General features: G+C 67.1%; 21 protein-coding genes. 8 read left to right on the forward strand and 13 right to left on the reverse strand.

Annotated features, from left to right (window positions below):
- Nucleotides 1-429: 429 nt before the first annotated feature.
- Nucleotides 430-1,215 (reverse strand): IclR family transcriptional regulator, encoded by a 786-nt coding sequence (locus J5M67_RS08265; RefSeq protein WP_207884820.1) that lies wholly within the window; start codon nucleotides 1,213-1,215, stop codon nucleotides 430-432.
- A gap of 199 nt (nucleotides 1,216-1,414) precedes the next feature.
- On the opposite strand from J5M67_RS08265, the gene J5M67_RS08270 reads away from it, so the two are divergent.
- Together J5M67_RS08270 and J5M67_RS08275 are read left to right on the forward strand one after the other, a co-directional pair.
- Nucleotides 1,415-3,046, forward strand: a complete 1,632-nt coding sequence (locus tag J5M67_RS08270; RefSeq protein ID WP_207884821.1) for a long-chain fatty acid--CoA ligase — start codon at nucleotides 1,415-1,417, stop codon at nucleotides 3,044-3,046.
- A 47-nt stretch (nucleotides 3,047-3,093) separates the two neighbouring features.
- Nucleotides 3,094-4,617, forward strand: a complete 1,524-nt coding sequence (locus tag J5M67_RS08275; protein ID WP_207884822.1) for a 3-hydroxyacyl-CoA dehydrogenase — start codon at nucleotides 3,094-3,096, stop codon at nucleotides 4,615-4,617.
- A gap of 144 nt (nucleotides 4,618-4,761) precedes the next feature.
- Here the strand turns inward: J5M67_RS08275 and J5M67_RS08280 are convergent, their stop codons facing one another.
- Complete coding sequence (locus tag J5M67_RS08280; RefSeq protein WP_207884823.1) at nucleotides 4,762-5,853, reverse strand: aminopeptidase; 1,092 nt, start codon at nucleotides 5,851-5,853, stop codon at nucleotides 4,762-4,764.
- Between the two features lie 66 nt (nucleotides 5,854-5,919).
- Between J5M67_RS08280 and J5M67_RS08285 the strand changes: the two genes are divergently transcribed.
- Nucleotides 5,920-6,336, forward strand: a complete 417-nt coding sequence (locus J5M67_RS08285; protein ID WP_207884824.1) for a hypothetical protein — start codon at nucleotides 5,920-5,922, stop codon at nucleotides 6,334-6,336.
- Nucleotides 6,337-6,398: 62 nt separating this feature from the next.
- Nucleotides 6,399-6,824 (forward strand): hypothetical protein, encoded by a 426-nt coding sequence (locus J5M67_RS08290; protein WP_207884825.1) that lies wholly within the window; start codon nucleotides 6,399-6,401, stop codon nucleotides 6,822-6,824.
- A 152-nt stretch (nucleotides 6,825-6,976) separates the two neighbouring features.
- On the opposite strand, the gene J5M67_RS08295 is transcribed toward J5M67_RS08290, so the two are convergent.
- From J5M67_RS08295 to J5M67_RS08310, 4 genes are all read right to left on the reverse strand, one after another.
- The gene (locus J5M67_RS08295) at nucleotides 6,977-7,219 is read right to left on the reverse strand and encodes a DUF1161 domain-containing protein (protein WP_207884826.1); all 243 of its coding nucleotides are present in this window, start codon (nucleotides 7,217-7,219) and stop codon (nucleotides 6,977-6,979) included.
- A 140-nt stretch (nucleotides 7,220-7,359) separates the two neighbouring features.
- Nucleotides 7,360-7,581 (reverse strand): DUF1161 domain-containing protein, encoded by a 222-nt coding sequence (locus J5M67_RS08300; protein WP_207884827.1) that lies wholly within the window; start codon nucleotides 7,579-7,581, stop codon nucleotides 7,360-7,362.
- Between the two features lie 145 nt (nucleotides 7,582-7,726).
- The gene (locus J5M67_RS08305) at nucleotides 7,727-7,942 is read right to left on the reverse strand and encodes a dodecin (RefSeq protein ID WP_017518905.1); all 216 of its coding nucleotides are present in this window, start codon (nucleotides 7,940-7,942) and stop codon (nucleotides 7,727-7,729) included.
- Nucleotides 7,943-8,036: 94 nt separating this feature from the next.
- Nucleotides 8,037-8,927, reverse strand: coding sequence for a LysR family transcriptional regulator (locus J5M67_RS08310; protein WP_207884828.1), 891 nt, complete (start codon nucleotides 8,925-8,927; stop codon nucleotides 8,037-8,039).
- A gap of 155 nt (nucleotides 8,928-9,082) precedes the next feature.
- On the opposite strand from J5M67_RS08310, the gene trpB reads away from it, so the two are divergent.
- Entirely contained in the window at nucleotides 9,083-10,291 is a 1,209-nt protein-coding gene (gene trpB / locus J5M67_RS08315) for a tryptophan synthase subunit beta (RefSeq protein WP_207884829.1), read from the forward strand.
- Nucleotides 10,288-11,094 (forward strand): tryptophan synthase subunit alpha, encoded by an 807-nt coding sequence (gene trpA / locus J5M67_RS08320; protein ID WP_207884830.1) that lies wholly within the window; start codon nucleotides 10,288-10,290, stop codon nucleotides 11,092-11,094. The genes trpB and trpA overlap by 4 nt, the downstream gene beginning before the upstream one ends.
- A 278-nt stretch (nucleotides 11,095-11,372) precedes the next feature.
- Here trpA and J5M67_RS08325 read toward each other — a convergent pair whose 3' ends face one another.
- Complete coding sequence (locus tag J5M67_RS08325) at nucleotides 11,373-12,884, reverse strand: YdgA family protein (protein WP_207884831.1); 1,512 nt, start codon at nucleotides 12,882-12,884, stop codon at nucleotides 11,373-11,375.
- A 178-nt stretch (nucleotides 12,885-13,062) separates the two neighbouring features.
- Between J5M67_RS08325 and J5M67_RS08330 the strand changes: the two genes are divergently transcribed.
- Nucleotides 13,063-13,449, forward strand: coding sequence for a VOC family protein (locus J5M67_RS08330; RefSeq protein ID WP_243434573.1), 387 nt, complete (start codon nucleotides 13,063-13,065; stop codon nucleotides 13,447-13,449).
- A 164-nt stretch (nucleotides 13,450-13,613) separates the two neighbouring features.
- Here J5M67_RS08330 and J5M67_RS08335 read toward each other — a convergent pair whose 3' ends face one another.
- Complete coding sequence (locus J5M67_RS08335) at nucleotides 13,614-14,546, reverse strand: AraC family transcriptional regulator (RefSeq protein ID WP_207884832.1); 933 nt, start codon at nucleotides 14,544-14,546, stop codon at nucleotides 13,614-13,616.
- Between the two features lie 311 nt (nucleotides 14,547-14,857).
- Here J5M67_RS08335 and J5M67_RS08340 point away from each other — a divergent pair, with 311 nt between their 5' ends.
- Nucleotides 14,858-15,175, forward strand: a complete 318-nt coding sequence (locus J5M67_RS08340) for a putative quinol monooxygenase (RefSeq protein WP_207884833.1) — start codon at nucleotides 14,858-14,860, stop codon at nucleotides 15,173-15,175.
- 44 nt (nucleotides 15,176-15,219) lie between these two features.
- On the opposite strand, the gene J5M67_RS08345 is transcribed toward J5M67_RS08340, so the two are convergent.
- From J5M67_RS08345 to J5M67_RS08365, 5 genes are all read right to left on the reverse strand, one after another.
- Entirely contained in the window at nucleotides 15,220-17,604 is a 2,385-nt protein-coding gene (locus J5M67_RS08345) for a TonB-dependent receptor (protein ID WP_207884834.1), read from the reverse strand.
- A 376-nt stretch (nucleotides 17,605-17,980) separates the two neighbouring features.
- Nucleotides 17,981-18,913: a FecR family protein gene (locus J5M67_RS08350; protein WP_207884835.1), complete on the reverse strand. Its 933-nt coding sequence runs from the start codon at nucleotides 18,911-18,913 to the stop codon at nucleotides 17,981-17,983.
- Complete coding sequence (locus J5M67_RS08355) at nucleotides 18,910-19,431, reverse strand: sigma-70 family RNA polymerase sigma factor (RefSeq protein ID WP_207884836.1); 522 nt, start codon at nucleotides 19,429-19,431, stop codon at nucleotides 18,910-18,912. The genes J5M67_RS08350 and J5M67_RS08355 overlap by 4 nt, the downstream gene beginning before the upstream one ends.
- 103 nt (nucleotides 19,432-19,534) lie before the next feature.
- Nucleotides 19,535-19,873: a DOPA 4,5-dioxygenase family protein gene (locus J5M67_RS08360; RefSeq protein WP_207884837.1), complete on the reverse strand. Its 339-nt coding sequence runs from the start codon at nucleotides 19,871-19,873 to the stop codon at nucleotides 19,535-19,537.
- Nucleotides 19,870-20,766, reverse strand: a complete 897-nt coding sequence (locus J5M67_RS08365) for a LysR family transcriptional regulator (protein ID WP_207884838.1) — start codon at nucleotides 20,764-20,766, stop codon at nucleotides 19,870-19,872. Before J5M67_RS08365 ends, J5M67_RS08360 begins: the two co-directional genes overlap by 4 nt.
- Nucleotides 20,767-20,805 lie beyond the last annotated feature (39 nt).

A 20,805-nucleotide genomic window follows, 5' to 3' on the forward strand; every position in this document is an offset into this window, starting at 1 on the left:
TCCAGAGAAACTTCCGCACACACCGGAGCGCCCCTTCAGGAGGCCGAGTGGAATCGGAGTTTCAGGGGTTGAGCGGCATGGATGCCGCGAGAGCCGCGATGGGCCAGGGATGGCCCTTCGCGGCGGGCCCCTGAAACTTCGATGGAGCGAGGGGAGTCCCGCGAAGCGGGACCCGGATGCAGGGGCAAGCCTTCTTGGTTACTTCTTCGGCGTTTGGAAGAAGTGACTCGCCCGAGGGGGCGAAACAAGAAGCCCACGCACACGCCGAAGCGACGCGGGAAACATGGCGTGAGGCAGACACATCGCGGACGAAGTCCGCTCCTACGTGAGCGCATGACGCCAGTGTTCACATAGAGCACCGAGTCAGCCGCGATGGATTTCGCGGAGAAGCTCCGCTCCTACTAAAGCGGTTCTCCCGGTCAGGGAATATCAGGCCCCAAGACTCTCGATATCCCGCGCCAGCATCTCCAGCTCATGGGCCAGCGAGCCGCGCAGGGTCTCCTCGCTGAGCTGGAACGACGGCGCCCCACAGGTCAAGGCCATCAGCCCGCCGTCAGCCAGGCGCAACGGCACGCCGGCCGCGCGCACATTGCGGTCCCAGTCGCCCAGCGACAGGCAGAATCCATGCTGGCGGTATTCCTCGAACGAAGCCTCCAGCGACTCGCGCATCACGCTCCAGTCGCCTTCATGGCGCGCTTCCAGCGCCGACAACAGATGCTCGCGCTCCTGCTCCGGCGTCGCGGCGAGGTAGGCGCGGCCAGCGGCGGTAGTCGCCAACGGCAGGCGCACACCGGCGTCCATGCGCAGCGAGGTGGCTTCCGGCGGGCGGCAGTTCTCCACGTAGATCATCGACAGCCAGTCGCGGCAGGTCAGGCCAACCGTGGTGTTGGTGCGACGGGCGAAGGCGTCCATGTACGGCTTGGCCAGCTGGCGCACCCGCAGGTTGGACACGTAGGCATACCCCAGCGCCAGCACGCCGGAATCCAGCTGGTACTTCTCGTGCTGCTGCGAGTAGCAGAGGTAGCCGAGCTTGGTCAGGGTGTAGGTCATGCGCGACACGGTGGGCTTGGGCAGCCCGGTGATCCGCGAGATTTCCTGGTTGCCGAGCACCACCGAGCCGTGGGTGAAGGCGCGCAGCACGTCCAGCCCGCGGGCGAGGGCCTCGACGAACTTGCGGTCCTTGGGGTTGCTGCTGTCTTCGACGTCGTCGCTCATGGGGCCTCGGCGGGGAAATCCTGTTGACGGGCGCCGCTGGCGGCGCGGGCGAACGATAGCAGATCGGCTGCATTTCCCGCAGCGGTCCCGAACCTGCTCGTTGCGTCATGTCAGCCTATCGCATACCATCGATTTCGACACACTGTTTCGCTGTGCAGAACAATAATTCAAGGCTCAGAGAAAAAGTACGGAGAAGTCGATGCCCGCTCAACCGACCGGATACGTAGCCCGTGAGATCGCCCGACACGGCTACGGGAACCTCCACGACCTGCTGCGCGACGCCTGTCGCGAGTTTCCCGAGCGCCTCGCGTTCTCCTGTGGCGACAGCCACCTGAGCTTCGCCGAGCTGGAGCGCCAGGCCGACGCCTTCGCCCGCTACCTGCGCCACCACGCCGGCCTGCAACCCGGCGAGCGCCTGGCGCTGATGCTGCCCAACTCCCTGCAGTACCCCATCGCCACCTTCGGTGCGCTGAAGGCCGGGGTGGTGCTGGTGAACACCAACCCGCAGTACACCGCCGGCGAGCTGCGCCACCAGCTGGCCGACTCCGGCGCCAGCGCCGTCCTGCTGCTCGACCGCCTGCTGCCGCTGCTGCGCGGCGTGCAGACACACAGCGCGGTACGGCAGGTACTGCTGACTTCCATCGACGATATCGAGCACCCACAGTTCGACAGCGACGAAGCCGATTGCACGCGCTTCCAGCAGGCCCTGCGCCTGGGCGCCGACGCACCGCCGCTGGATGCCGAGCCCGGCCTGGACCGCCTCGCGCTGCTGCAGTACACCGGCGGCACCACGGGCGTCTCCAAGGGCGCCATGCTCAGCCACCGCAGCCTGCTCGCCAACGTCGTGCAGACCCTCGAACTGTTCCTGCGTCCCGGCCTGCTGGAGCCGGCCACCGACGTGCGCATCGCGCCGCTGCCGCTCTATCACATCATGGCGTTCGCCACGAACCTGCTGTCCTCGGTGGGCATGGGCCTGCACACGGTGTTCATCCGCGACGGCCGCAACCTCGACGAGATCATCGGCGCCATGCGCTGTTACCCCTTCACCCTGATGAGCGGGATCAACACCCTGTTCGTCGGCCTGATGAACCACCCGGATTTCGCCGCCATCGACTTCAGCCACCTGAAATGGGTGACCTCCGGCGGCGCGCCGCTGAACCGCGAAGTTGGCCGGCGCTGGGAAGAACTGACCGGCGCCCCGGTGCGCGAAGGCTTCGGCTTGACCGAGGCGTCGCCCGTGGTTTCCACCGGCACGCTGCTGAGCCCGTACCGCGAGGGCTACGTCGGGCAGGCGCTGGTGGACACCGAGCTGCGCACCGTGGACGAGGAGGGCAACGACACCGGCCCCGACCAGCCCGGCGAGCTGTGGCTGCGCGGCCCGCAGGTCATGCAGGGCTATTGGCAGCGCCCGGAGGAGAGCGCCCAGGTGCTGACCGCCGATGGCTGGCTGAAGACCGGCGACATCGCCGAGCTGGATGCCGACGGCATGCTGAAGATCGTCGACCGCAAGAAGGACATGATTCTGGTCTCGGGCTTCAACGTGTTCCCCAACGAAGTGGAAGACGCGGTGATGCGCCATCCCGGCGTGCGCGAATGCGTGGCCATCGGTGTGCCGGACGCCCGCAAGGGCGAAGCGGTGAAGCTGTTCGTCAGCCTGCGCGACCCCGCGCTCGATGCGGCGGCGATCATTGCCCATTGCCGCGAGCACCTCACCGGCTACAAGGTGCCGAGCTTCGTCGAGGTGCTTGAGGAATTGCCCAAGACCGCCGTCGGCAAGTTGCTGCGCCGCCAGTTGCGCGACCTGGAACTGGCCCGGAGAACCACGGCATGAGCGCAGCGTCTATGGTTGAAGCAGGTACGCACGATGAGACCCGCAGCATGACCGAGTCCTTCAACCGCATCGGCGTGATCGGTGCCGGCGCCATGGGCCGAGGCATCGCCCAGCTGTTCGCCACCGCCGGCCTGCCGGTGCGCCTGTACGACAGCAACCCGCAGACCGTGGAGCAGGCGCTGGCCTTCAACCGCGAGTTGCTGGAGCGCTCGGTGGCCAAGGGCAAGCTCAGCCCCGACGCGTTGAGTGGAACGATGCAGCGCCTGTTGCCGACCCACAGCCTGGACGAACTGGCCGACTGCGACCTGCTGATCGAAGCCATCATCGAGGACCTCGGCGCCAAGCAGGCGCTGCTCGCCGAGCTGGAAAAGCGGGTGGCGCCGGATGCCGTGCTGGCGAGCAACACCTCGTCGCTGTCGGTCACCCGCATCGCCGCGCGCTGCCAGCACCCGGAGCGGGTTGCCGGTTTCCACTTCTTCAACCCGGTGACACTGATGCGCATCGTCGAAGTGGTGCGCGGCCAGCGCACCAGCGAATCGGTGGTGCGCCGCCTGAGCCGCCTGGCGGAGCAGGCCGGGCACTTCCCGGCGGTGTCGCCGGACAGCCCCGGCTTCATCGTCAATCACGCCGGCCGCGCCTTCAGCACCGAGGCGCTGCGCATCCTCGGCGAAGGCATCGCCACCCCGGCGCAGGTCGACCGCATCCTGCGCGACGGCGTCGGCTTTCGCATGGGGCCGTTCGAGCTGCTCGATCTGACCGGCCTGGACATTTCCCACGCGGTGATGGAGTCGCTCTACCAGCAGTTCTACCAGGACCCGCGCTACACGCCGTCGACCCTGGCCGCCCAGCGCGTCGCCGGCGGCCTGCTCGGGCGCAAGAGCGGCGAGGGCTTCTACCGCTACCGCGATGGCCAGCCGCTGCACGAAGTGGAGGTGCCACCGGAGCCAGTGTTGCTGAACCGCCCGTACTGGCTCGACAGCCAGGACCCGGAGTTGCGCCACCGCATCGCCGCGATCCTGACCCAGGGCGGCGTGGTACTGGAAACCAGTGAAGCGCCGTCGTCCCGCGCCATCTGCCTGGTCACCCCGCTGGGGACCGACGCCAGTACCCGCATCGACGCCCTGGGCCTGCCGCCCGAGCGCAGCCTCGCGCTGGAGACCTTCACCGACCTGGACCGCCGCCGCGTGCTGATGCGCCAGCCCGCCCTCGACCCGAAACTGGAAATCCAGGCCCGCCAGGCGCTGGGCAGCGACGGCGTGCCGGTGGAGGTGATCAACGATTCGCCGGGCTTCATCAGCCAGCGAGTGGTCGCCGGGATCGTCAACCTGGGCTGCGAGATCGCCCAGCGCGGTATCGCCAGTCCGGTGACGCTGGACCGCGCGGTACAACTGGCGCTGGGCTATCCCTTCGGCCCGCTGGGTTTCGGCGAGCACTACGGCGCGGCGCGCATCCTCACCATTCTCCAGGGCCTGCAGGCCTGCTACGGCGAGGCGCGCTACCGGCCGAGCCCGTGGTTGCGGCGGCGGGTGCAGCTGGATTTGCCGCTGCATAGTCCCGACCGGGCGGAGTGACACGCTAGGGCCTGTAGAAACGCGCCCGCTCCTAAAGGGGAGACCGGCGCTGGGCGGTTCGCGAGCAAGCTCGCTCCTACGAAAAGCTGCCCCGCACTGGCCTGTAGGAGCGAGCTTGCTCGCGAACCAACTCCGGCAAAGGACTCACCGGAAGCTGACGAACCCGCCCGCCATCAGCTTCTCCAGCGCCGCCGTGCGCTGTGCCGGCGGCATCGCCCCGAGCTTCTCCACCCGCGCATAGAAGGCCGGCCAGTTGCCGCCCACCTGGGCGAACAGCGCGGCGAAGGCGGGCACCCACTGGTCGTAGAGCCCGAAGGGCAGCAGCTTGGCGTTGTTCAGCGGGCCATTGACCCAGTTGTCGAACGGCGCCTTGCCGCCCCATTCGTGCTCGCACAGCTCGCGGTACTCACGGCGCAGCCGCTCGAATTCCGCCGCCTTGCCGGCGCGCTTCTCGGCGTCGCTGAGCGGGCTGGCGTAGAGCTTGTGCAGGCGCTTTCGGGTATCGAGCACCAGTTGGGTGAAGCGCTTGCGCTGCCCGGCGAGCTGCGGCGATTCCTCTGCCAGGCCGCGTGCGGCGCGCCAGCGGCGGCCGCCCTCGGCCTCGACGAAGGAGGCGAAGGATTCGTTGAAGGCGGTGTCGCCCGGCAGGTAGAACTTCTGGTGCGCCAGCTCGTGGAAGATGGTCTCGGCCAGGCGCTGGTCGCCCCAGCGCAACATGCTGCTGAGGATCGGGTCGTCGAACCAGCCGAGGGTCGAGTAGGCCTCCACACCGCCGACGTAGACGTCCATCCCCTCATCCTTCAGCCGCTTCGCCTCGCCCTGGGCGCCCGCCTCGCCGTAGTAGCCGCGGTAGGCCACGCAGCCGGCGATGGGGAAGCAATGGGTGACCGGCCGCAATGACAGCTCCGGGGTGGCGAAGACGTTCCACACCACGTTGGGCCTGTGGATATCCGCATAGAGGCGGTAGCTGCCGTTGTCCGGCAGGCCCAGCGCGGCGCTGGCGAAGGCGCGCGCCTCCTGGGACTGCTCCAGGCGCCGGCGCAGCACCGGGTCGCGGGCGGGGTCGGCGACCACCTCGGACACCGGTTCGCGGGCGGCCAGCAGGCGCAGCTGGCCGTCGGCCAGCTGCCCGTAATAACCCACCGTGGAACAACCGCTCAGCGCCCAGATCGCCAGGCAGGGAACCCAGCGGCACAGGCGGCGGTCGAGTGTCGGGATAAGAAGGCGGAAGGGCATGCGCGGAACATAGCACAGCGCCTGGTCCGCCCGCTGGCACGACGCAACCTACCCAGGAGTCCCCCGATGCGCGCCCTTCTCACTGCCATCAGCCTGCTCACCCTGAGCGGCTGCGCCATGCTGATGCCACAACCGGACCCCAACCGCGCATGGATCGACCTGGACACCAACAGCCAGAGCGACCTTGCGGCCACCCAGGTCGACGACAAGGAATGGCCCAGCTCGCGCTACTTCGAGGTCGATCCGGGCCAGCACGAGCTGCGCGTGCGCTTCCAGTTCCAGGTCGAGCCGGTGGACATCGGTCCGGTGGACCAGAGCCTGTGGCGCAATTGCGAGATGACGGTGAAGTACAAGGATTTCGCCGCCGGCCAGCGTTATCGCCTGGAGACCGGCAGCATCGGCTTCCGCCCCTGGGCCAAGCTGTATGACGGGCAATCCAACGAGATCGCCCGGGGCCGCGAACGCGGCTGCGACAGCGCCTGACGTCGCTGCGCAGGCTTGCAGGTTATGCTGTGGCGACAAGTCCTTCGCCACGGTGAACCGTCATGCGCCTGTGTCTGCTCTTCGCGCTCGCCCTGCTGGGCGGCTGCGCCGGCCCGCTGCCCGCCCACGACCCGCAGATGGCCTGGATCGACCTCTACACCACGGCCGGCAAGACGCTGATGGCCGAGCGGCTGGACGGCAAGTCGGTCAACGACGGGCGTTATTACCAGGTGACGCCCGGGCACCATGACCTGGTGGTGCGCTTCCAGTACGAAATCCCCTCCGGCGGCGGCATGGGCATGAACAACGAGCCCGCGGAACTGACCTGCCGGGTCAAGGTGAGCTACGACGACTTCGCCGCCGGCCAGCGCTACCGCCTGGAACTGCGCCCGCAACTGCGCAGCGCCCTGGCGCTGCTGACCGACGCCAGCGGGAAGCTGGTGGCGAAGACGGATTTCCAGGGGCCGGTGAATTGCGGGTTGTTCTGACGGAAAGGCGCGCTGCATGGCTGATCGTTGCGTAGGAGCGGACTCTGTCCGCGATAGTCTGGCCCTGCGACCTGTTCGTCCGGTGCTGCGATGAAACGATCGCGGACAGAGTCCGCTCCTACGCGACCGCGAAGTCCGGCACGAGGGGAAACTCAGCTGTCGTTCTTCTGGTAGATGATCCGCCGCTTCCCGCCGTCGCAGGTACCGACCACCATGTTCGGGTCCTTCACCTCGGACTTGTCCACGATCTCCAGGGTGTAGGACGTCACCCCGGCGGCCTGGATCTTGGTCTCGATCTCCGCCTTGAGTTCCTCGCACGGCTTGGTTGCCGCCCAGCTCGCCGGCGTCGCCAGCAGCAGCGCCACGCTTGTCGCCACGGCCCACTTCATCGTCATCGCATTCCCTCGTCATACCCCAACGCGGGGCGTCGTTATCCTAACGGTGGACCGCCGCCCGGCGACAGAGTGCCCGGCGCCAGCATGAAAAAAGGCCGGGGCCCTTGCGGGCGCCCGGCCGCTCATCCACTGCGAAAGCCTTACTTCGAGTAGACGATTTCCTTCGTGCCGCCGTCGCAGGTGCCCACCACCTTCTTGTCGGTGGCGCTGCCCTTGTCGACGATCTCCAGCGTGTAGGAGGTGACGCCCTTGGCTTTGAGCTTCGCGTCGATCTCCGCTTTCAGCTCCTCGCACGGTTTGCCAGCGGCCAGGACATTGCCCGCCAGTGCGAAGACCCCCACGGCCAACAGAAACTTCTTCATCGTTAACGCTCCCTCGCCATTCACATGAAAAGGCCCAGCCGGGCCGAAAACCGGGCAAGCCCGGTGCACCGCTCAAGGCGCGCCGCAAGCATCGCAGGCACGCATGACAAATGTCCGAGGGTCGCTCGTGGTGTTCCGGGCAGCCTTAGCTGTTGGCAATCCGGAATCCGACCTTGATGGTCACCTGGTAGTGACCGACCGCGCCGTTCTCAATGTGTCCACGGGTGTCCACCACCTCGAACCACTCCAGGAAGTCGATGCTCTTGGCCGCCTCGGCCAGGGCATTGTTGATGGCGTCCTCGATGCTGGTGCGCGAGGAGCCGACCAGCTCGATCTTCTTGTAGGTGTGATGATTCGACATGCCCATTCTCCTGTGTTCGTCGCGCCGCACAGGCAGTGCGCCAGCGCCTTCCTAGGACACTAGTAGAGGGGTGGACTCAGGGCAAACCGCAGGCTCAGACGTTCAGCTCACCGCGCAGCCACTCCGCCAGCAGCGCGGCGCGCCGGTCCGGCAGACGCGCGGGCACCCACAGCGCCAGCCGCGCACGGGTTTCGACGAAGCCCCAGGGCGCGGCCAGGCGGCCGGCGGCGAGGTCATCGGCCACCACCTGCTGCGGCGCGATGGCCACGCCCAGGCCGGCCACCGCCGCCTCCAGCAGGTAGTAGAGGTGCTCGAAACCCTGTCCGAGCCGCAGGGCGCCAGCGTCCAGGCCGGTATTGGTTGCCCATGCAGGCCATGCCTGCGGGCGCGAGCTGGTGTACAGCAGCGACTCGCCCAGCAGCGCAGTGGCAGGCGCCGCGCAGAGTTCGGCGAAACGCGAATAGCGGGGGCTGAGCACCGGGCCGACGCGCTCCACCGCCAGTTCGTGCACCTGCATGTCCGCCGGCCACGGCGGCTCGGCGAAGTGCAGGGTGGCATCGAGGCCGGCGCGGCGCGGGTCGATCTCGCCTTCGCTGGCCGACAATTGCAGGCGCAGGCCGGGCAGGTCGCGGTTCAGCCGGTCCAGCCGCGGGATGAACCAGCGGGCGAGCAGGCTGCCCGGACAACCGAGCACGAAGGGCGCATTGCCGTCGGCCTGGCGGCGCAGCTCGGCGCTGACGTTGCGCAGGCGCTCGAAGGCGTCGCTGGCGACTTCGCTCAGGCGCTGGCCGGCATCGGTGAGTTTTACGCCGCGCCCTTCCTTGACGAACAGGGTGACGCCCAGTTCCTCCTCCAACTGGCGGATCTGCCGACTTACCGCGCCATGGGTGACGTTCAGCTCATCCGCCGCCGGGCTCACGCCGCGCAGGCGGGCGGCAGCCTCGAAGGCACGCAGGGCATTGAGCGGGGGAAGGTCTCGGCTCATGGCGGTTTATCTGTGAGTTTTCCTGACAGGTTGAGGCGATCTTATCGCTTTTCCCCGTCATCACACAGCCGTATCCTGAGCACCATTCGTAGGAGCGGACTCCGTCCGCGATTGCCCCCAGCCGGCACCTACCCTTACAACAAAGGAGCCTTCCCATGTCCACACTGCGCAACGGTCCCGACGCCAAGGGCCTGTTCGGCAGCTTCGGCGGCCAGTACGTCGCCGAGACCCTGATGCCGCTGATCCACGACCTGGCCCGCGAATACGAGAAGGCCAAGGACGATCCGGAGTTCCAGAAGGAACTGGCCTACTTCCAGCGCGACTACGTCGGCCGCCCGAGCCCGCTGTACTTCGCCGAGCGCCTGACCGAGCACTGCGGCGGCGCGAAGATCTATCTCAAGCGCGAAGAGCTGAACCACACCGGCGCACACAAGATCAACAACTGCATCGGCCAGATCCTGCTGGCCCGGCGCATGGGCAAGAAACGCATCATCGCAGAGACCGGCGCCGGCATGCACGGCGTGGCCACCGCCACCGTGGCCGCGCGCTTCGGCCTGCAATGCGTGATCTACATGGGCACCACCGACATCGATCGCCAGCAGGCCAACGTGTTCCGCATGAAGCTCCTCGGCGCCGAGGTGATCCCGGTCACCGCCGGTACCGGCACCCTGAAGGACGCGATGAACGAAGCCCTGCGCGACTGGGTGACCAACGTCGACAGCACCTTCTACCTGATCGGCACCGTGGCCGGACCGCACCCGTACCCGGCGATGGTCCGCGACTTCCAGGCGGTCATCGGCAAAGAAACCCGCGAGCAGCTGGCCGAGAAGGAAGGGCGCCTGCCCGATTCCCTGGTCGCCTGCATCGGCGGCGGTTCCAACGCCATGGGCCTGTTCCACCCGTTCCTGGATGACAAGAGCGTTGCGATCGTCGGCGTCGAAGCCGCCGGCCACGGCATCGAGACCGGCAAGCACGCGGCCAGCCTGAACGGCGGCGTGCCGGGCGTGCTGCACGGCAACCGCACCTTCCTGCTGCAGGACGAGGACGGCCAGATCATCGACGCGCATTCCATCTCCGCCGGCCTGGACTACCCCGGCATCGGCCCGGAACACGCATGGCTGCATGACATCGGTCGCGTCGAGTACACCTCGATCACCGACCACGAGGCGCTGGAAGCCTTCCACCAGTGCTGCCGCCTGGAAGGCATCATCCCCGCGCTGGAGTCCTCCCACGCGCTGGCCGAAGTCTTCAAGCGCGCGCCGAACCTGCCCAAGGACCACATCATGGTGGTGAACCTGTCCGGTCGTGGCGACAAGGACATGCAGACCGTCATGCACCACATGCAACAGGAGCAGAAAGCATGAGCCGCCTGCAGACCCGCTTCGCCGAACTCAAACAGCAGAACCGCGCCGCCCTGGTGACCTTCATCACCGCCGGCGACCCGGGCTACTCCACCTCGCTGGACATCCTCAAGGGCCTGCCGGCCGCCGGCGCCGACGTGATCGAGCTGGGCATGCCCTTCACCGACCCGATGGCCGACGGCCCGGCGATCCAGCTGGCCAACATCCGCGCCCTGGGCAACGGCCAGAACCTGGCCAAGACCCTGAAGATGGTCCGCGAATTCCGCCAGGATGACAGCACCACGCCGCTGGTGCTGATGGGCTACTTCAACCCGATCCACTACTACGGCGTGGACAAGTTCATCGCCGACGCGAAAGAGGCCGGCGTCGACGGCCTGATCGTGGTGGACCTGCCGCCGGAGCACAACGAAGACCTCTGCCACCCGGCCCAGGCCGCCGGCCTGGACTTCATCCGCCTGACCACCCCGACCACCGACGACCAGCGCCTGCCGACCGTACTGAATGGCAGCTCGGGCTTCGTCTACTACGTCTCGGTGGCCGGCGTGACCGGTGCCGGCGCGGCAACCCTGGACCACGTCGAGGAAGCCGTGGCGCGCCTGCGCCGCCACACCGACCTGCCGGTGTCCATCGGCTTCGGCATCCGCACCCCGGAACACGCGGCGAGCATCGCCCGCCTGGCCGATGGCGTGGTGGTGGGTTCGGCGCTGATCGACAAGATCGCCGAGGCCACCAGCTCCGCCGACGCGGTGCAGAGCGTGCTCGGCCTGTGCCGCGAGCTGGCCGAAGGCGTGCGTAACGCTCGCTGAGGATTGCTATTCGGCTCTACGTAGGATGGCGTGGAGCGAAGCGATACCCATCGAGTCCGTACACCGACAGCATGGGTATCGCTCCGCTCCACCCATCCTACGATCATGCTGAGGACTGCTTTTCTGTAGGAGCGAGCTTGCTCGCGAACCTGCCCAGTAGCGGAGCTGCCGCCAAGATCTGTTCGCGAGCAAGAACTGAGCGTCCCCCTCGCTCCTACAAGGTCCGCACCTAGAAAAAAGCCCGGCGAATGCCGGGCTTTTTTCGTTTAAGGCGAGGCTTATTCCACGCTTTCTTCCTGCAGCTCTTCTTCCGCGCCAGCGGCATCGCCACCCAGGCCCAGCCCCTGCACGGAGCCCATCGCGAAGGCGACGAACTCGTCGGTGGTCATGTCCTTGCCGTTGAACTTCACCTTGTCGTCGGCATAGGCCAGCGAGCTGCTCAGGCTGTTGCCGTCCAGCACGGCCCACTCCGATTGCAGGGCCATGCCGCTGAACAGGTCGGTCATGGCGTCGGTCTGCTGCTTGAGTGCCACCGGATCGACGCTGCCGGCCGGCGCGCCGCCCAGCGAGGCTTGCAACGCGACGACGTCGCCGATCACCGCCTTGTCCACCTTCAGGTTGGCCTTGAGCGACTCCAGCACGCTGCGAGCCATCTCATCCGGACTCTGCGCGGCCTGGTCGGGCTTGCGCAGGTCCACGGCCAGGGAGACCTTCGCCACGCCATGGGCGGTCTGCAGCGAAAGCTCATCCAGCGCCAGCTTCGGCGAGCTGTTGAGCAGTTGCAGGAACTGGCCCTTGAGCGCCTCTTCCTGCTCCGGGGTAAGCTCGCCGGTGTCGCCGACGCTGCTCATGCCGTACTGGTTGTAGGTGTCCTTGATGGACTTGAGGGTGCCTTCGTCGAGGTTGCGCAGGCTGGTGTCGAGCTTCAGGCCGCCGATCTCCTGGCCTTGAACCACCACCTGGCCGACGCGGTAGGACAGGGTCTGGTCCAGCCCCTTCTCGCCCTGCTTGAGCACTTCCTCGCCGACCGTCTGGCGCAGCTCCACCTCCGGGCTGCCCGGCGCCTTCACGCGCAGGCTCGTCAGGCTGACCGAGCTGGGGCCGAGGGCGAAGCCGTTGGTGTTTTCCTTCTTGTCGCCCGCGATGCCCACGCCGCGCAGCTCGACGTGCACTGGCTGGCCGCTTTGCGCGTCGAGGAACACCAGGTCGGCCTCGGCCAGCTGGCCGTCGGCGCGCACGTCCTTGCGGTCGCCGGAGACGCTGAAGTTCACCGTGGCCGGCGACAGGCGCAGGCTCTCGCCGTCCTGGGCGAACTGCAGGGCGGCGCTTTCGAAGACGCCTTCCTGGCGCTGATCGTAATGAATCGCCAGCTCACCGCTGATCGGCGCCTTGCCGGCGGCGGCAGCGAACAGCGGCGCGGTGAATTCGCTCTGCTCCAGGGCGAAATGACTCTGCGCCATGACCGGCGCCAGCTTGCCGGCCGCCAGGCGCGACGCCGGGAAGGGGCCGTGTTCGAGGCGATCGGTGAACACCAGGGTGGTGGGCGCTTCGCCGTCGTCGCCGGCGATGGTCACCTGGTAGCGTGCGCTGCTGGAGAGCAGCCCGCGCTCCACGCCGAGCAGGGAGACACTCATGCCCAGGTCGGGGGCGTCGGTCTTGAGGAGGGTGTTGGCCTGTTCGATGCCGCGGGTGATTTCCTGCTCGACGCGCGAGCCGGTGTACCAGGCGCCAGCGACGGCAATGCCGACGACAGCCAGGGGAATGGCGATGGCCAGGGCGGTTTTCTTCATGCTGCTTCCTTTCAGGTGCGGCCGTACGGGGGACATCCTGTCGACCGTTTGGGTTGGCGGCGCGATGCTAGCAGGCACGATGCCTACACTCCAGCCGGCAGATTCATACCGCCAGCATTGACCCTTGGGGTATGACTGGCAGGATGGATCGACCGACCACTCGCGGAAGCCAGCCGTCATGCCCCTGCTGCACAGCGTCCACCACATCGCCCTGATCTGCTCGGATTACCCGCGTTCCCGGCACTTCTACACCCAGGTACTGGGTCTGCGGGTGATCGCCGAGACCTACCGCGAGGCGCGCGACTCCTGGAAGCTCGACCTGGCGCTGGGTGAGACGCAGCTGGAGCTGTTCTCCTTCCCCGGCGCACCGCCCCGGCCGTCCTATCCCGAGGCGCAGGGGCTGCGTCACCTGGCGTTTGCGGTGGATGACCTGGAGGCTGCCGTGGCGCATCTGGAGGGCCATGGCGTGGCCTGCGAGCCGATCCGCGAGGATGAGCTGACCGGCAAGCGCTTCACCTTCTTCGCCGATCCGGATGGGTTGCCGCTGGAGCTTTACGAGCGCTGAGGCCGACTAACGCCTTTTACGTTCCCGGGGCGAGGGAAAAATCCCGCACCGGTTGAAGCCCCCGTAGGAGCGGACTCTGTCCGCGATGTCCAGCCGGCCAGCTCGGAGCGGCCGGAAATCGATCGCGGACGAAGTCCGCTCCTACGCGAAATCGGAACAGCGGATTACGCCGGCACGGCCTCGCTGCCCAGCGCCCCGCGCAGACTCGCCAGATCCCGCAGCGGCGGCGCGCCGAACAGCCGGCTGTATTCGCGACTGAACTGCGACGGGCTCTCGTAACCGACGCGATGCCCGGCCACCGCCACCTCCAGCCCCTCCGACAGCATCAGCCGCCGCGCCTCCTGCAGGCGCAGCTGCTTCTGGTACTGCAGCGGGCTCAGCGCGGTCACTTCCTTGAAGCGGTGGTGCAGGGTGGACACGCTGAGGTTCACCTCGCGCGCCAGCTCCTCGATGCGCAGGGACTTGTCGTAGTTGCGGTTGAGCCACTCGATGGCGCGGGTGACGCGGTGGGTCTGGCTGTCGGTCATCGCCAGGTCGTGCAGCAGGTGTCCCTGCGGGCCGCGCAGCAGCCGGTAGAGAATCTCGCGGACGAACAGCGGCGCCAGCATCGGGATATCGCGCGGCGTATCGAGCAGGCGCATCAGGCGCAGCAGGGCATCGAGCACGGTGCAATCCACCCGCTGCAGGTAGATGCCCCGTCCCGCCGGACGCGGCGTGCTGCCGGCAAGGCCGGCCTCGGCGATCAGCCGGGTGAGCTCGCCCGGATCGATGTCCAGGCGGATCGACAGGTAGGGTTTCTCTTCCGACGCCTCGATCACCTGTCCGGAAACCGGCAGGGTCACCGACACCACCAGCAGGTTGAGTTCGTCGTAGCGGTACACCTCGCTGCCCAGGCGAATATCCTTGCTGCCCTGGGCGATCACGCACAGGGCAGGGCGGTAGAGGGTCGGCATGCGCCCCTCGCTGGGGCAGTCGCTGCGCGCGACCAGCAGCGAATCGATGGCGGTTTCGAAGACGCCTTCACCCTGGCAATGGCGCTGGATGATGTCGGCCAGCTCCTGGCGGCCGGCGGCAATGGGATCGTAGGACTGGGACATGCGGGACCTCCAGTGGCGGCGCACGCAGCTTACGCCCGCGGTGCGCGCGCGAGTGTGACAGTAAGGCAGCCGCTGGAGGATCAGGCAAGCAATCGGCAGAAATGGACAAGCCGTATCGGCATCGGTACGCGCACCGTGACGGTGCAGGGCGCAAATACGCGGCTTCCGGCGTTCGTCCGAGGGCTGCGCAGGATCAGGCAAGAAGCCGGCAGCATCCGGATAACGCCAGGCGCTTCCCGGCCCGTAATCTTCCTGTCAGTCGTCCGAGGAGCCACCTTCGGACTTCTTCGAAGTAACGCGGAGGACAGGACATGCCCTGGCATACAACCATCGAACATGAATTGCAGATTCATCCCCGCAGCGGGCACGAAGCGCAGCTCGGCGCCCTGATCGACAGCCTGGTGGATGGCGCCCGCCGCGCGCCGGGCTGCCTGGAATGCCGGCTGGTCATCCAGGGGGCGAACCGGCCCTGGCTTCTGCAAGGCCGCTGGCGTGACGAAGAAGCACTGCTGACCTACTTCGCTTCACCCTCGCGGCAACTGCTCAGCGAAGCACTCTTCACCCACTGCCGAAGCCTTGGCGGCGGCATGGTGGAAACCCTCGATCAAGCCACCGGAAAGGTGGCCTGAATCTTTTTGGGTAGAGAGTTTTCAGGTAGAGGGTTTTCAGGCCCTCAGTATTCCAGGCTCCAGCCCAGGGTGAAGGTCCGTCCGCGGCCCTGGTAGTCGTACAGGTAGGCCGGCCCGTAGGTCGGCGAATAGAACAGCGCGGCACGCTGGCCCCAGACGGTGCTGTACTGCTTGTCCAGCAGGTTCTGGATACCGGCGCTGAAGGTGCCGAAGCCGGTCTTCTGCTCGCCCATCAGGTCGAAGGTGGTGTAGCCGTCGATCTCGTGGTCCGCGTCGTCCTTCAGGTTGAACGCATGCTGGGCCTGCAGCCGGGCGCTGCGCTCGCCATCGCCCCAGCCGACGAAGGCGGTGGACTTGGACAGCGACGCATAGCGCGCATCGCGCTTGATCCAGTCGCCGTCGGCATCTTCCTCTTCCGAACGCACCAGGTGCAGCGTGGTGCCGCCCTGCCAGCCGCTCTCGAAGTAGCGGGTGAGCGCGCCCTCGAAGCCGAAGTCGCGGCTCTTCTGGTCCTGTACGTCGATGGTCAGGGTCGCCTGGTCGGTGGTGATGATCTTGTCCGACCAGATGTAGTAGACCGCCGCCTGCGCCTGCCACTGCAGGTCGCTGTAGCGCCAGCCGGTCTCGACCTGGCGGCTCTTGATGCCGGCCAGCGGGTTGTCGTCCACCGACAGGCCGGCCTTGCCGTAGTACTTGGCCGGGTCGGGCAGGTCGAAGCCTTCGCTGTAGTTGGTCCAGACCTGGTGGCCGTTCTTGAAGTCATAGATCGCGCCGAGGTTGAACAGGTTGACCTGGTAGTCGTTGCTGCCGCCGGGCACGCCTTTGAAGTCGTCCACCTCGACGTCCATCTTCTGGTGGCGCGCGCCGCCGGAAATGGTCAGGTTGTCGGTGGCCTTCCAGTCCAGCTGGCCGTACACCGACAGGCCGTCGACGATGTAGCTGGGGTAGCGCGGCGCGCTGCTGGCGGTTTCCAGGTCCAGGCCGCCGCTCTCGGAGGACAGTCGCTGGTCGAAGACCTTCTGCTCGGCGTTGAAGCGCTCGTGGTCGAAGTCCAGGCCGTAGGTGAACTTGAGCGAATCCCACTGCTTGCTGAACAGGCCCTTCAGGCCGCTGACCTCGAAGTTCTGCTGCGAGGCGGCGAAGTACACGCCCTTGGAGCCGGTGGGCTTGCCGGCGTTGTAGTAGGGGAAGGGATAGAAGTTGTCGTCTTCCTTGCGGTAGTAGGCCTGCAGGTAGAAGTCCTGCTCCAGCAGGTTGCTGTGGTGATAGTTGGCGTTGAGCAGGACGCGGCGGGTGCGCGGCTCCAGATCGGTATCCAGGCCGCTGCGGATCTGCGCATCCTCCAGGTTCGACGGGCCCTGGTACTTCAGGTTGGGAAAGTAGATGCCGGTACTGCCGTCGTTGCCCGAGTCGTAGTACTGCGCCAGCAGGTCGAGGCTCTGCTCGTCGGTGAATTGCGCGGTGAGGTTGCCCATCACGTCGACGGTGCGGTTGTACTGCAGGTCGGTCTGGGTGTTGTCGATGAAGATCTGGTTGCCGGCGCCGTCATAGAAGGCTTCGTTCTTCTCCGCCGAGACGCCCAGTCGACCGACCACACGGTCGGTGCCGCCGCTGATGGACTGGGCGGCGCGGGTGGTGAGGTCGTCGCTGTTGTTGAAACCGCTGGTGGCGCCCAGCTGCGTCTCGAAGCGCGCATCGCCGGCCGCGCCCTTCTTGGTGATGATGTTGATGATGCCGCCGGTGGCGCCGCCGCCGTAGATGGCGCTGGCGCCGGAGAGTACTTCGACACGCTCGACGTTGAACGGCGAGATGCTGTCGAACTGCCGCGACAGGCCGCGCGAGCTGTTCTGGCTGACGCCGTCGATCATCACCAGCACGTTGCGTCCGCGCATGTTCTGGCCGTAGTTGGTGCGGCCCTCGGGCGCCAGGTCGAGGCCGGGTACCAGCTTGCCCACGGCTTCCTTCAGGCTCACGCCGGTATCCAGTTGTTCGCGCAGCTGGGCTTGGTCGACGACCCAGACGGTGCCGGGGATCGAGCTGATCTCGGTGGGCGTACGCGCCGCCACGCTGATCTCCATCGGCGCCAGGCTCAGGGCAGCGGAGTCGTCCTTCTCGCGCTTGAGCAGCACGGTGCGCTCGTCGGTGAAGCGCCAGCTCACGCCGCTGCCGGAGAGCAGTTGGTTGAGCGCCTCCTCGGTGCTGTAGGTGCCGTCCAGCCCATCACTCTGCAGGCCCTGGATGTCCTCGGAGTTGAACAGCAGGTGCAGCCCGGCCTGATCGGCAAACTGGGTCAGCGCGCTGTCCAGGCTGCGCGGAGCGATGTGCAGTTCGACGGCGGCGGAGCCGGCGGCGTGGACGACGGGCACGGCGGCGCCGAGCAGGGAAGCGAGCAGGATCGCGCGGTGCAGCGGGGAAGGACGGTAATGCATGCGGTGAAATCCGTTCTTGTCTGGGCAGGGTCGCGTATTGAGAATTTTTCGCGTTCATGCCTACGACGAAACGGCCATCCGAACCTTGCAGTGCCAATGCAAAAAATTTTCATTTTCTTGCAAGACGGCCTGCTCCGAGGTCCCCCGTACCTGTAGGAGCGAGCTTGCTCGCGAACCGCCCAACCGTGGAGCCGCCGGGAAATCTGTTCGCGAGCAAGAACTAGGCGTCCCCCTCGGTCCTACGAAGAGCTATCCGGCATCGGCGCGGGACGGATCAGGACCGTAGGATGGGTGGAGCGAAGCGATACCCATGCTGACCGTGCACGGCATTGATGGGTATCGCTTCGCTCCACGCCATCCTACAAAAAGAAATGGGTCAGGCTTTGGGCGCGGGGTGAATCAGCACCAGCCAGGGCAGATGCGTGACCGTCACCGGCTGCAACCGCTCCAGGGTCTTGAGCAGCGCGTCCGGGTCCCGCAGGTCGAACACGCCGCTGACCTTGTGCTGGCGCATCGCGCTGTCGGTCAGCACGATGCGGCCGGGCACGTAGCGCTCCAGTTCATCGAGCACTTCGCCCAACGGGCGCTGGTTGAAGATCAGCTTGCCACGCTGCCAGGCGCTGGCGCTGGACAGGTCCAGCGGCTGCACCGGCTCGGGCGCGCTGCTGTCGCGGTAGCTCAAGCGCTCGCCGGCAGACAGCCGCACCGGCGCACCGCCGGCGCTGTTCACCTGGACCACGCCTTCGGTCACGTCCACACGCACCTGCGGCCCACGGCTGTCCACGTCGAAGCGCGTGCCCACGGCACGCACTTCGACGCCGCGGGCTTCGACGATGAAGGGCCGCGCCGGGTCCTTGGCCACTTCGAACAAGGCCTCGCCACTGTGCAGGCGCAAGCGCCGTTGCTGCGGGCCAAAGTCCACGGACAGCGCGCTGTCGCTGTTGAGCCACACGCGGCTGCCGTCGACCAACTCCAGCATCCGCCGCTCGCCGGTGCGGGTGGCGTAATCGGCATACAGCCCGGCCAGCGGTTCGGGCAGGGCGAGGGTCACCGCGATAGCGGCGACACACGCAGCGGCCGCCTGCGCCATCAGGCGACGGGGCCGCCGTGCACGCTGGCGATAACGTTGGGCACTGTGGGTTTCCGGCAGGGCGCCCCAGAGCGCCTCGGCCTCGCAGGCAGCGCGCTCGTGCTCCGGGCTCTGCCCGCGCCAGCGCAGGAAGTCCATGCGCTCGGCGGCGTCGGCACTCCCCGAATGCAGCTGTACCAGGCGCTCGATGGCCTCATCCGAAAGGTCCACGCGATTCATGGCGTGCCCTCCTGGCGCTGCGCCCAGTCGCGGCAATGGCGCATGGCCTGGACGATGTACTTGCCCACCATGCTCTCGGACACCCCCAGGCGCCGGGCGATCTGCGCGTGGGTGAGGCCGTCGAGGCGGTTCATCAGCAGCGCCTCGCGGGCGTTCGCCGGCAACTGGTCGAGGGCCGCGTCCAGATGCTCCAGCGCCTCATGGGCGAGCAGGCGGTGCTCCAGTCCGGACCCTGGGTCGCTCAGGTCGTTGGCGGCGGTTTCGTCGACGTGCAGCTCCGCAAGCCGGCCCTCGCGGCGCAGGTTGTCGATAGCGATGTTGCCGGCCACGCGGAACAGGTAGGCACGCGGGTCCTGCACCTCGGCTTCGGCGGGGTGGTCGGCCAGGCGCAGCCAGGTGTCCTGGGCCACGTCGGCGGCGCGCTGTTGGTCGCCCAGCCTGCGGGCGAGAAAGCGCATCAGGTCCGCGTAATGCGCCTGGAAGCTCTGCAGCAGGGAGGAGGAAGCGAAGCGCCGCATGGTGGCCGAAATACCCTGGAAAACCGGCCAACGTCTGTCAGGCCGATAAGAAGGGTCGGCAGAATACACCGAATCGAGAATTATTATCGAATGCAAAAAAGTGTCAGCTCGTGAACTGCGACAGGTCCAGCGGCCGCACCGCGCCCATCCAGATGGCGTGGTCACGGTGGTCGCGCAGGTCATCGCCGGTGTCCGGGTGGATGAACACCACCAGGCCATCGCGGTTCAGCGCCAGCCAGGGCACCACCTTGGCAAAGGTCTCGCTATCGAACGCCAGCTGGCAGCTCCAGTCCGGATGCGGGCCGACCGGGCGCTCATGCACACGCCCCATCTGCACGCCGAAGCGGCGCACTGCCTCCTCGCACAGGGCGCGGGCGCGCGCGAGGCTGTCGGCGTCGAAATAAACGTGGGCGTGGTAGCCCCGGATGGTGGTTTCGTTCATCGATCCTGCTCCAGTTCCGCCTGCAGCCAGTCCACGAAGCGCTGCACCAGGCGCATGCGCCGTTTGCGCTCGGGCAGCACGGCGTAATAGCCGAAGCGCGACTCCAGCGATCCGGCGATGGGCCGGCACAGTAACCCCTGCTCCAGCAGTTCGTCGACCAGATGCCGCCAGCCGATGGCCACGCCCTGGCCGGCGATGGCCGCCTGCACCAGCAGGGTGTAGTTGTCGAAGCGTAGTCCGGCGGGCGCGGGCGCCCCGTCGACGCCCAGCGCGCGGTAGACGCCGGCCCAGTCGAACCAGCGGCTGTGCGCCTCGGGCTTGAGGTGCAGCAGCGGCAAGCCGGTCAGCGCTTCAGGCGACAACGGCAGCTCGCGCCCCTCGACCAGCCGCGGGCTGCACACCGGGAAGACTTCCTCGCTGAACAGGCGCAGCGCCTCGCCGTGCTTGAAGCGCCCATCGCCGAAGGCGATGGCGACGTCGATGTCGCTGCGCAGGGCGATGGGGCTGCGATCACTGCTGATCAGGCCGACATCCAGTTCCGGGTGTGCCTGGCGGAAGCGCGGCAGGCGCGGCATCAGCCAGTAGGCGGCGAAGGCGAAGTCGGTGGCGACCTGCAGCACCTCATGGGGGTTCTTCGCGGTGACGGCAGCGATGCCCGCGTCGATGCTCTCCAATCCCGCCTGAACGTGCTGCTGCAGGACCTGTCCACTTTCGGTAAGGACGATGCCCCGGTGGATGCGGTCGAACAGGCGCACCGCCAGCAGCTTCTCCAGGCGCTTGATCTGCTGGCTGACCGCCGGCTGGGTGGTGCCCAGCTCGCCCGCGGCGGCAGTGAAGCTGAGCAGGCGCGCGGCCGATTCGAACACGCGCAGCAGTTCCAGCGGCACGCTCATGCCCTGCGCTCACATAAGCCTGTGTTATCCGAAGCATGT

Origin of the sequence: Pseudomonas sp. 30_B, from assembly GCF_017491605.1 — a bacterium.
Taxonomy (GTDB): Bacteria; Pseudomonadota; Gammaproteobacteria; order Pseudomonadales; family Pseudomonadaceae; genus Pseudomonas.

Coding starts and splice junctions, on each gene's coding strand:
- J5M67_RS08265 (WP_207884820.1), bottom strand. CDS start 1,215: ATGAGCGACGACGTCGAAGACAGCAGCAACCCCAAGGACCGCAAGTTC.
- J5M67_RS08270 (WP_207884821.1), top strand. CDS start 1,415: ATGCCCGCTCAACCGACCGGATACGTAGCCCGTGAGATCGCCCGACAC.
- J5M67_RS08275 (WP_207884822.1), top strand. CDS start 3,094: ATGACCGAGTCCTTCAACCGCATCGGCGTGATCGGTGCCGGCGCCATG.
- J5M67_RS08280 (WP_207884823.1), bottom strand. CDS start 5,853: ATGCCCTTCCGCCTTCTTATCCCGACACTCGACCGCCGCCTGTGCCGC.
- J5M67_RS08285 (WP_207884824.1), top strand. CDS start 5,920: ATGCGCGCCCTTCTCACTGCCATCAGCCTGCTCACCCTGAGCGGCTGC.
- J5M67_RS08290 (WP_207884825.1), top strand. CDS start 6,399: ATGCGCCTGTGTCTGCTCTTCGCGCTCGCCCTGCTGGGCGGCTGCGCC.
- J5M67_RS08295 (WP_207884826.1), bottom strand. CDS start 7,219: ATGACGATGAAGTGGGCCGTGGCGACAAGCGTGGCGCTGCTGCTGGCG.
- J5M67_RS08300 (WP_207884827.1), bottom strand. CDS start 7,581: ATGAAGAAGTTTCTGTTGGCCGTGGGGGTCTTCGCACTGGCGGGCAAT.
- J5M67_RS08305 (WP_017518905.1), bottom strand. CDS start 7,942: ATGTCGAATCATCACACCTACAAGAAGATCGAGCTGGTCGGCTCCTCG.
- J5M67_RS08310 (WP_207884828.1), bottom strand. CDS start 8,927: ATGAGCCGAGACCTTCCCCCGCTCAATGCCCTGCGTGCCTTCGAGGCT.
- trpB (WP_207884829.1), top strand. CDS start 9,083: ATGTCCACACTGCGCAACGGTCCCGACGCCAAGGGCCTGTTCGGCAGC.
- trpA (WP_207884830.1), top strand. CDS start 10,288: ATGAGCCGCCTGCAGACCCGCTTCGCCGAACTCAAACAGCAGAACCGC.
- J5M67_RS08325 (WP_207884831.1), bottom strand. CDS start 12,884: ATGAAGAAAACCGCCCTGGCCATCGCCATTCCCCTGGCTGTCGTCGGC.
- J5M67_RS08330 (WP_243434573.1), top strand. CDS start 13,063: ATGCCCCTGCTGCACAGCGTCCACCACATCGCCCTGATCTGCTCGGAT.
- J5M67_RS08335 (WP_207884832.1), bottom strand. CDS start 14,546: ATGTCCCAGTCCTACGATCCCATTGCCGCCGGCCGCCAGGAGCTGGCC.
- J5M67_RS08340 (WP_207884833.1), top strand. CDS start 14,858: ATGCCCTGGCATACAACCATCGAACATGAATTGCAGATTCATCCCCGC.
- J5M67_RS08345 (WP_207884834.1), bottom strand. CDS start 17,604: ATGCATTACCGTCCTTCCCCGCTGCACCGCGCGATCCTGCTCGCTTCC.
- J5M67_RS08350 (WP_207884835.1), bottom strand. CDS start 18,913: ATGAATCGCGTGGACCTTTCGGATGAGGCCATCGAGCGCCTGGTACAG.
- J5M67_RS08355 (WP_207884836.1), bottom strand. CDS start 19,431: ATGCGGCGCTTCGCTTCCTCCTCCCTGCTGCAGAGCTTCCAGGCGCAT.
- J5M67_RS08360 (WP_207884837.1), bottom strand. CDS start 19,873: ATGAACGAAACCACCATCCGGGGCTACCACGCCCACGTTTATTTCGAC.
- J5M67_RS08365 (WP_207884838.1), bottom strand. CDS start 20,766: ATGAGCGTGCCGCTGGAACTGCTGCGCGTGTTCGAATCGGCCGCGCGC.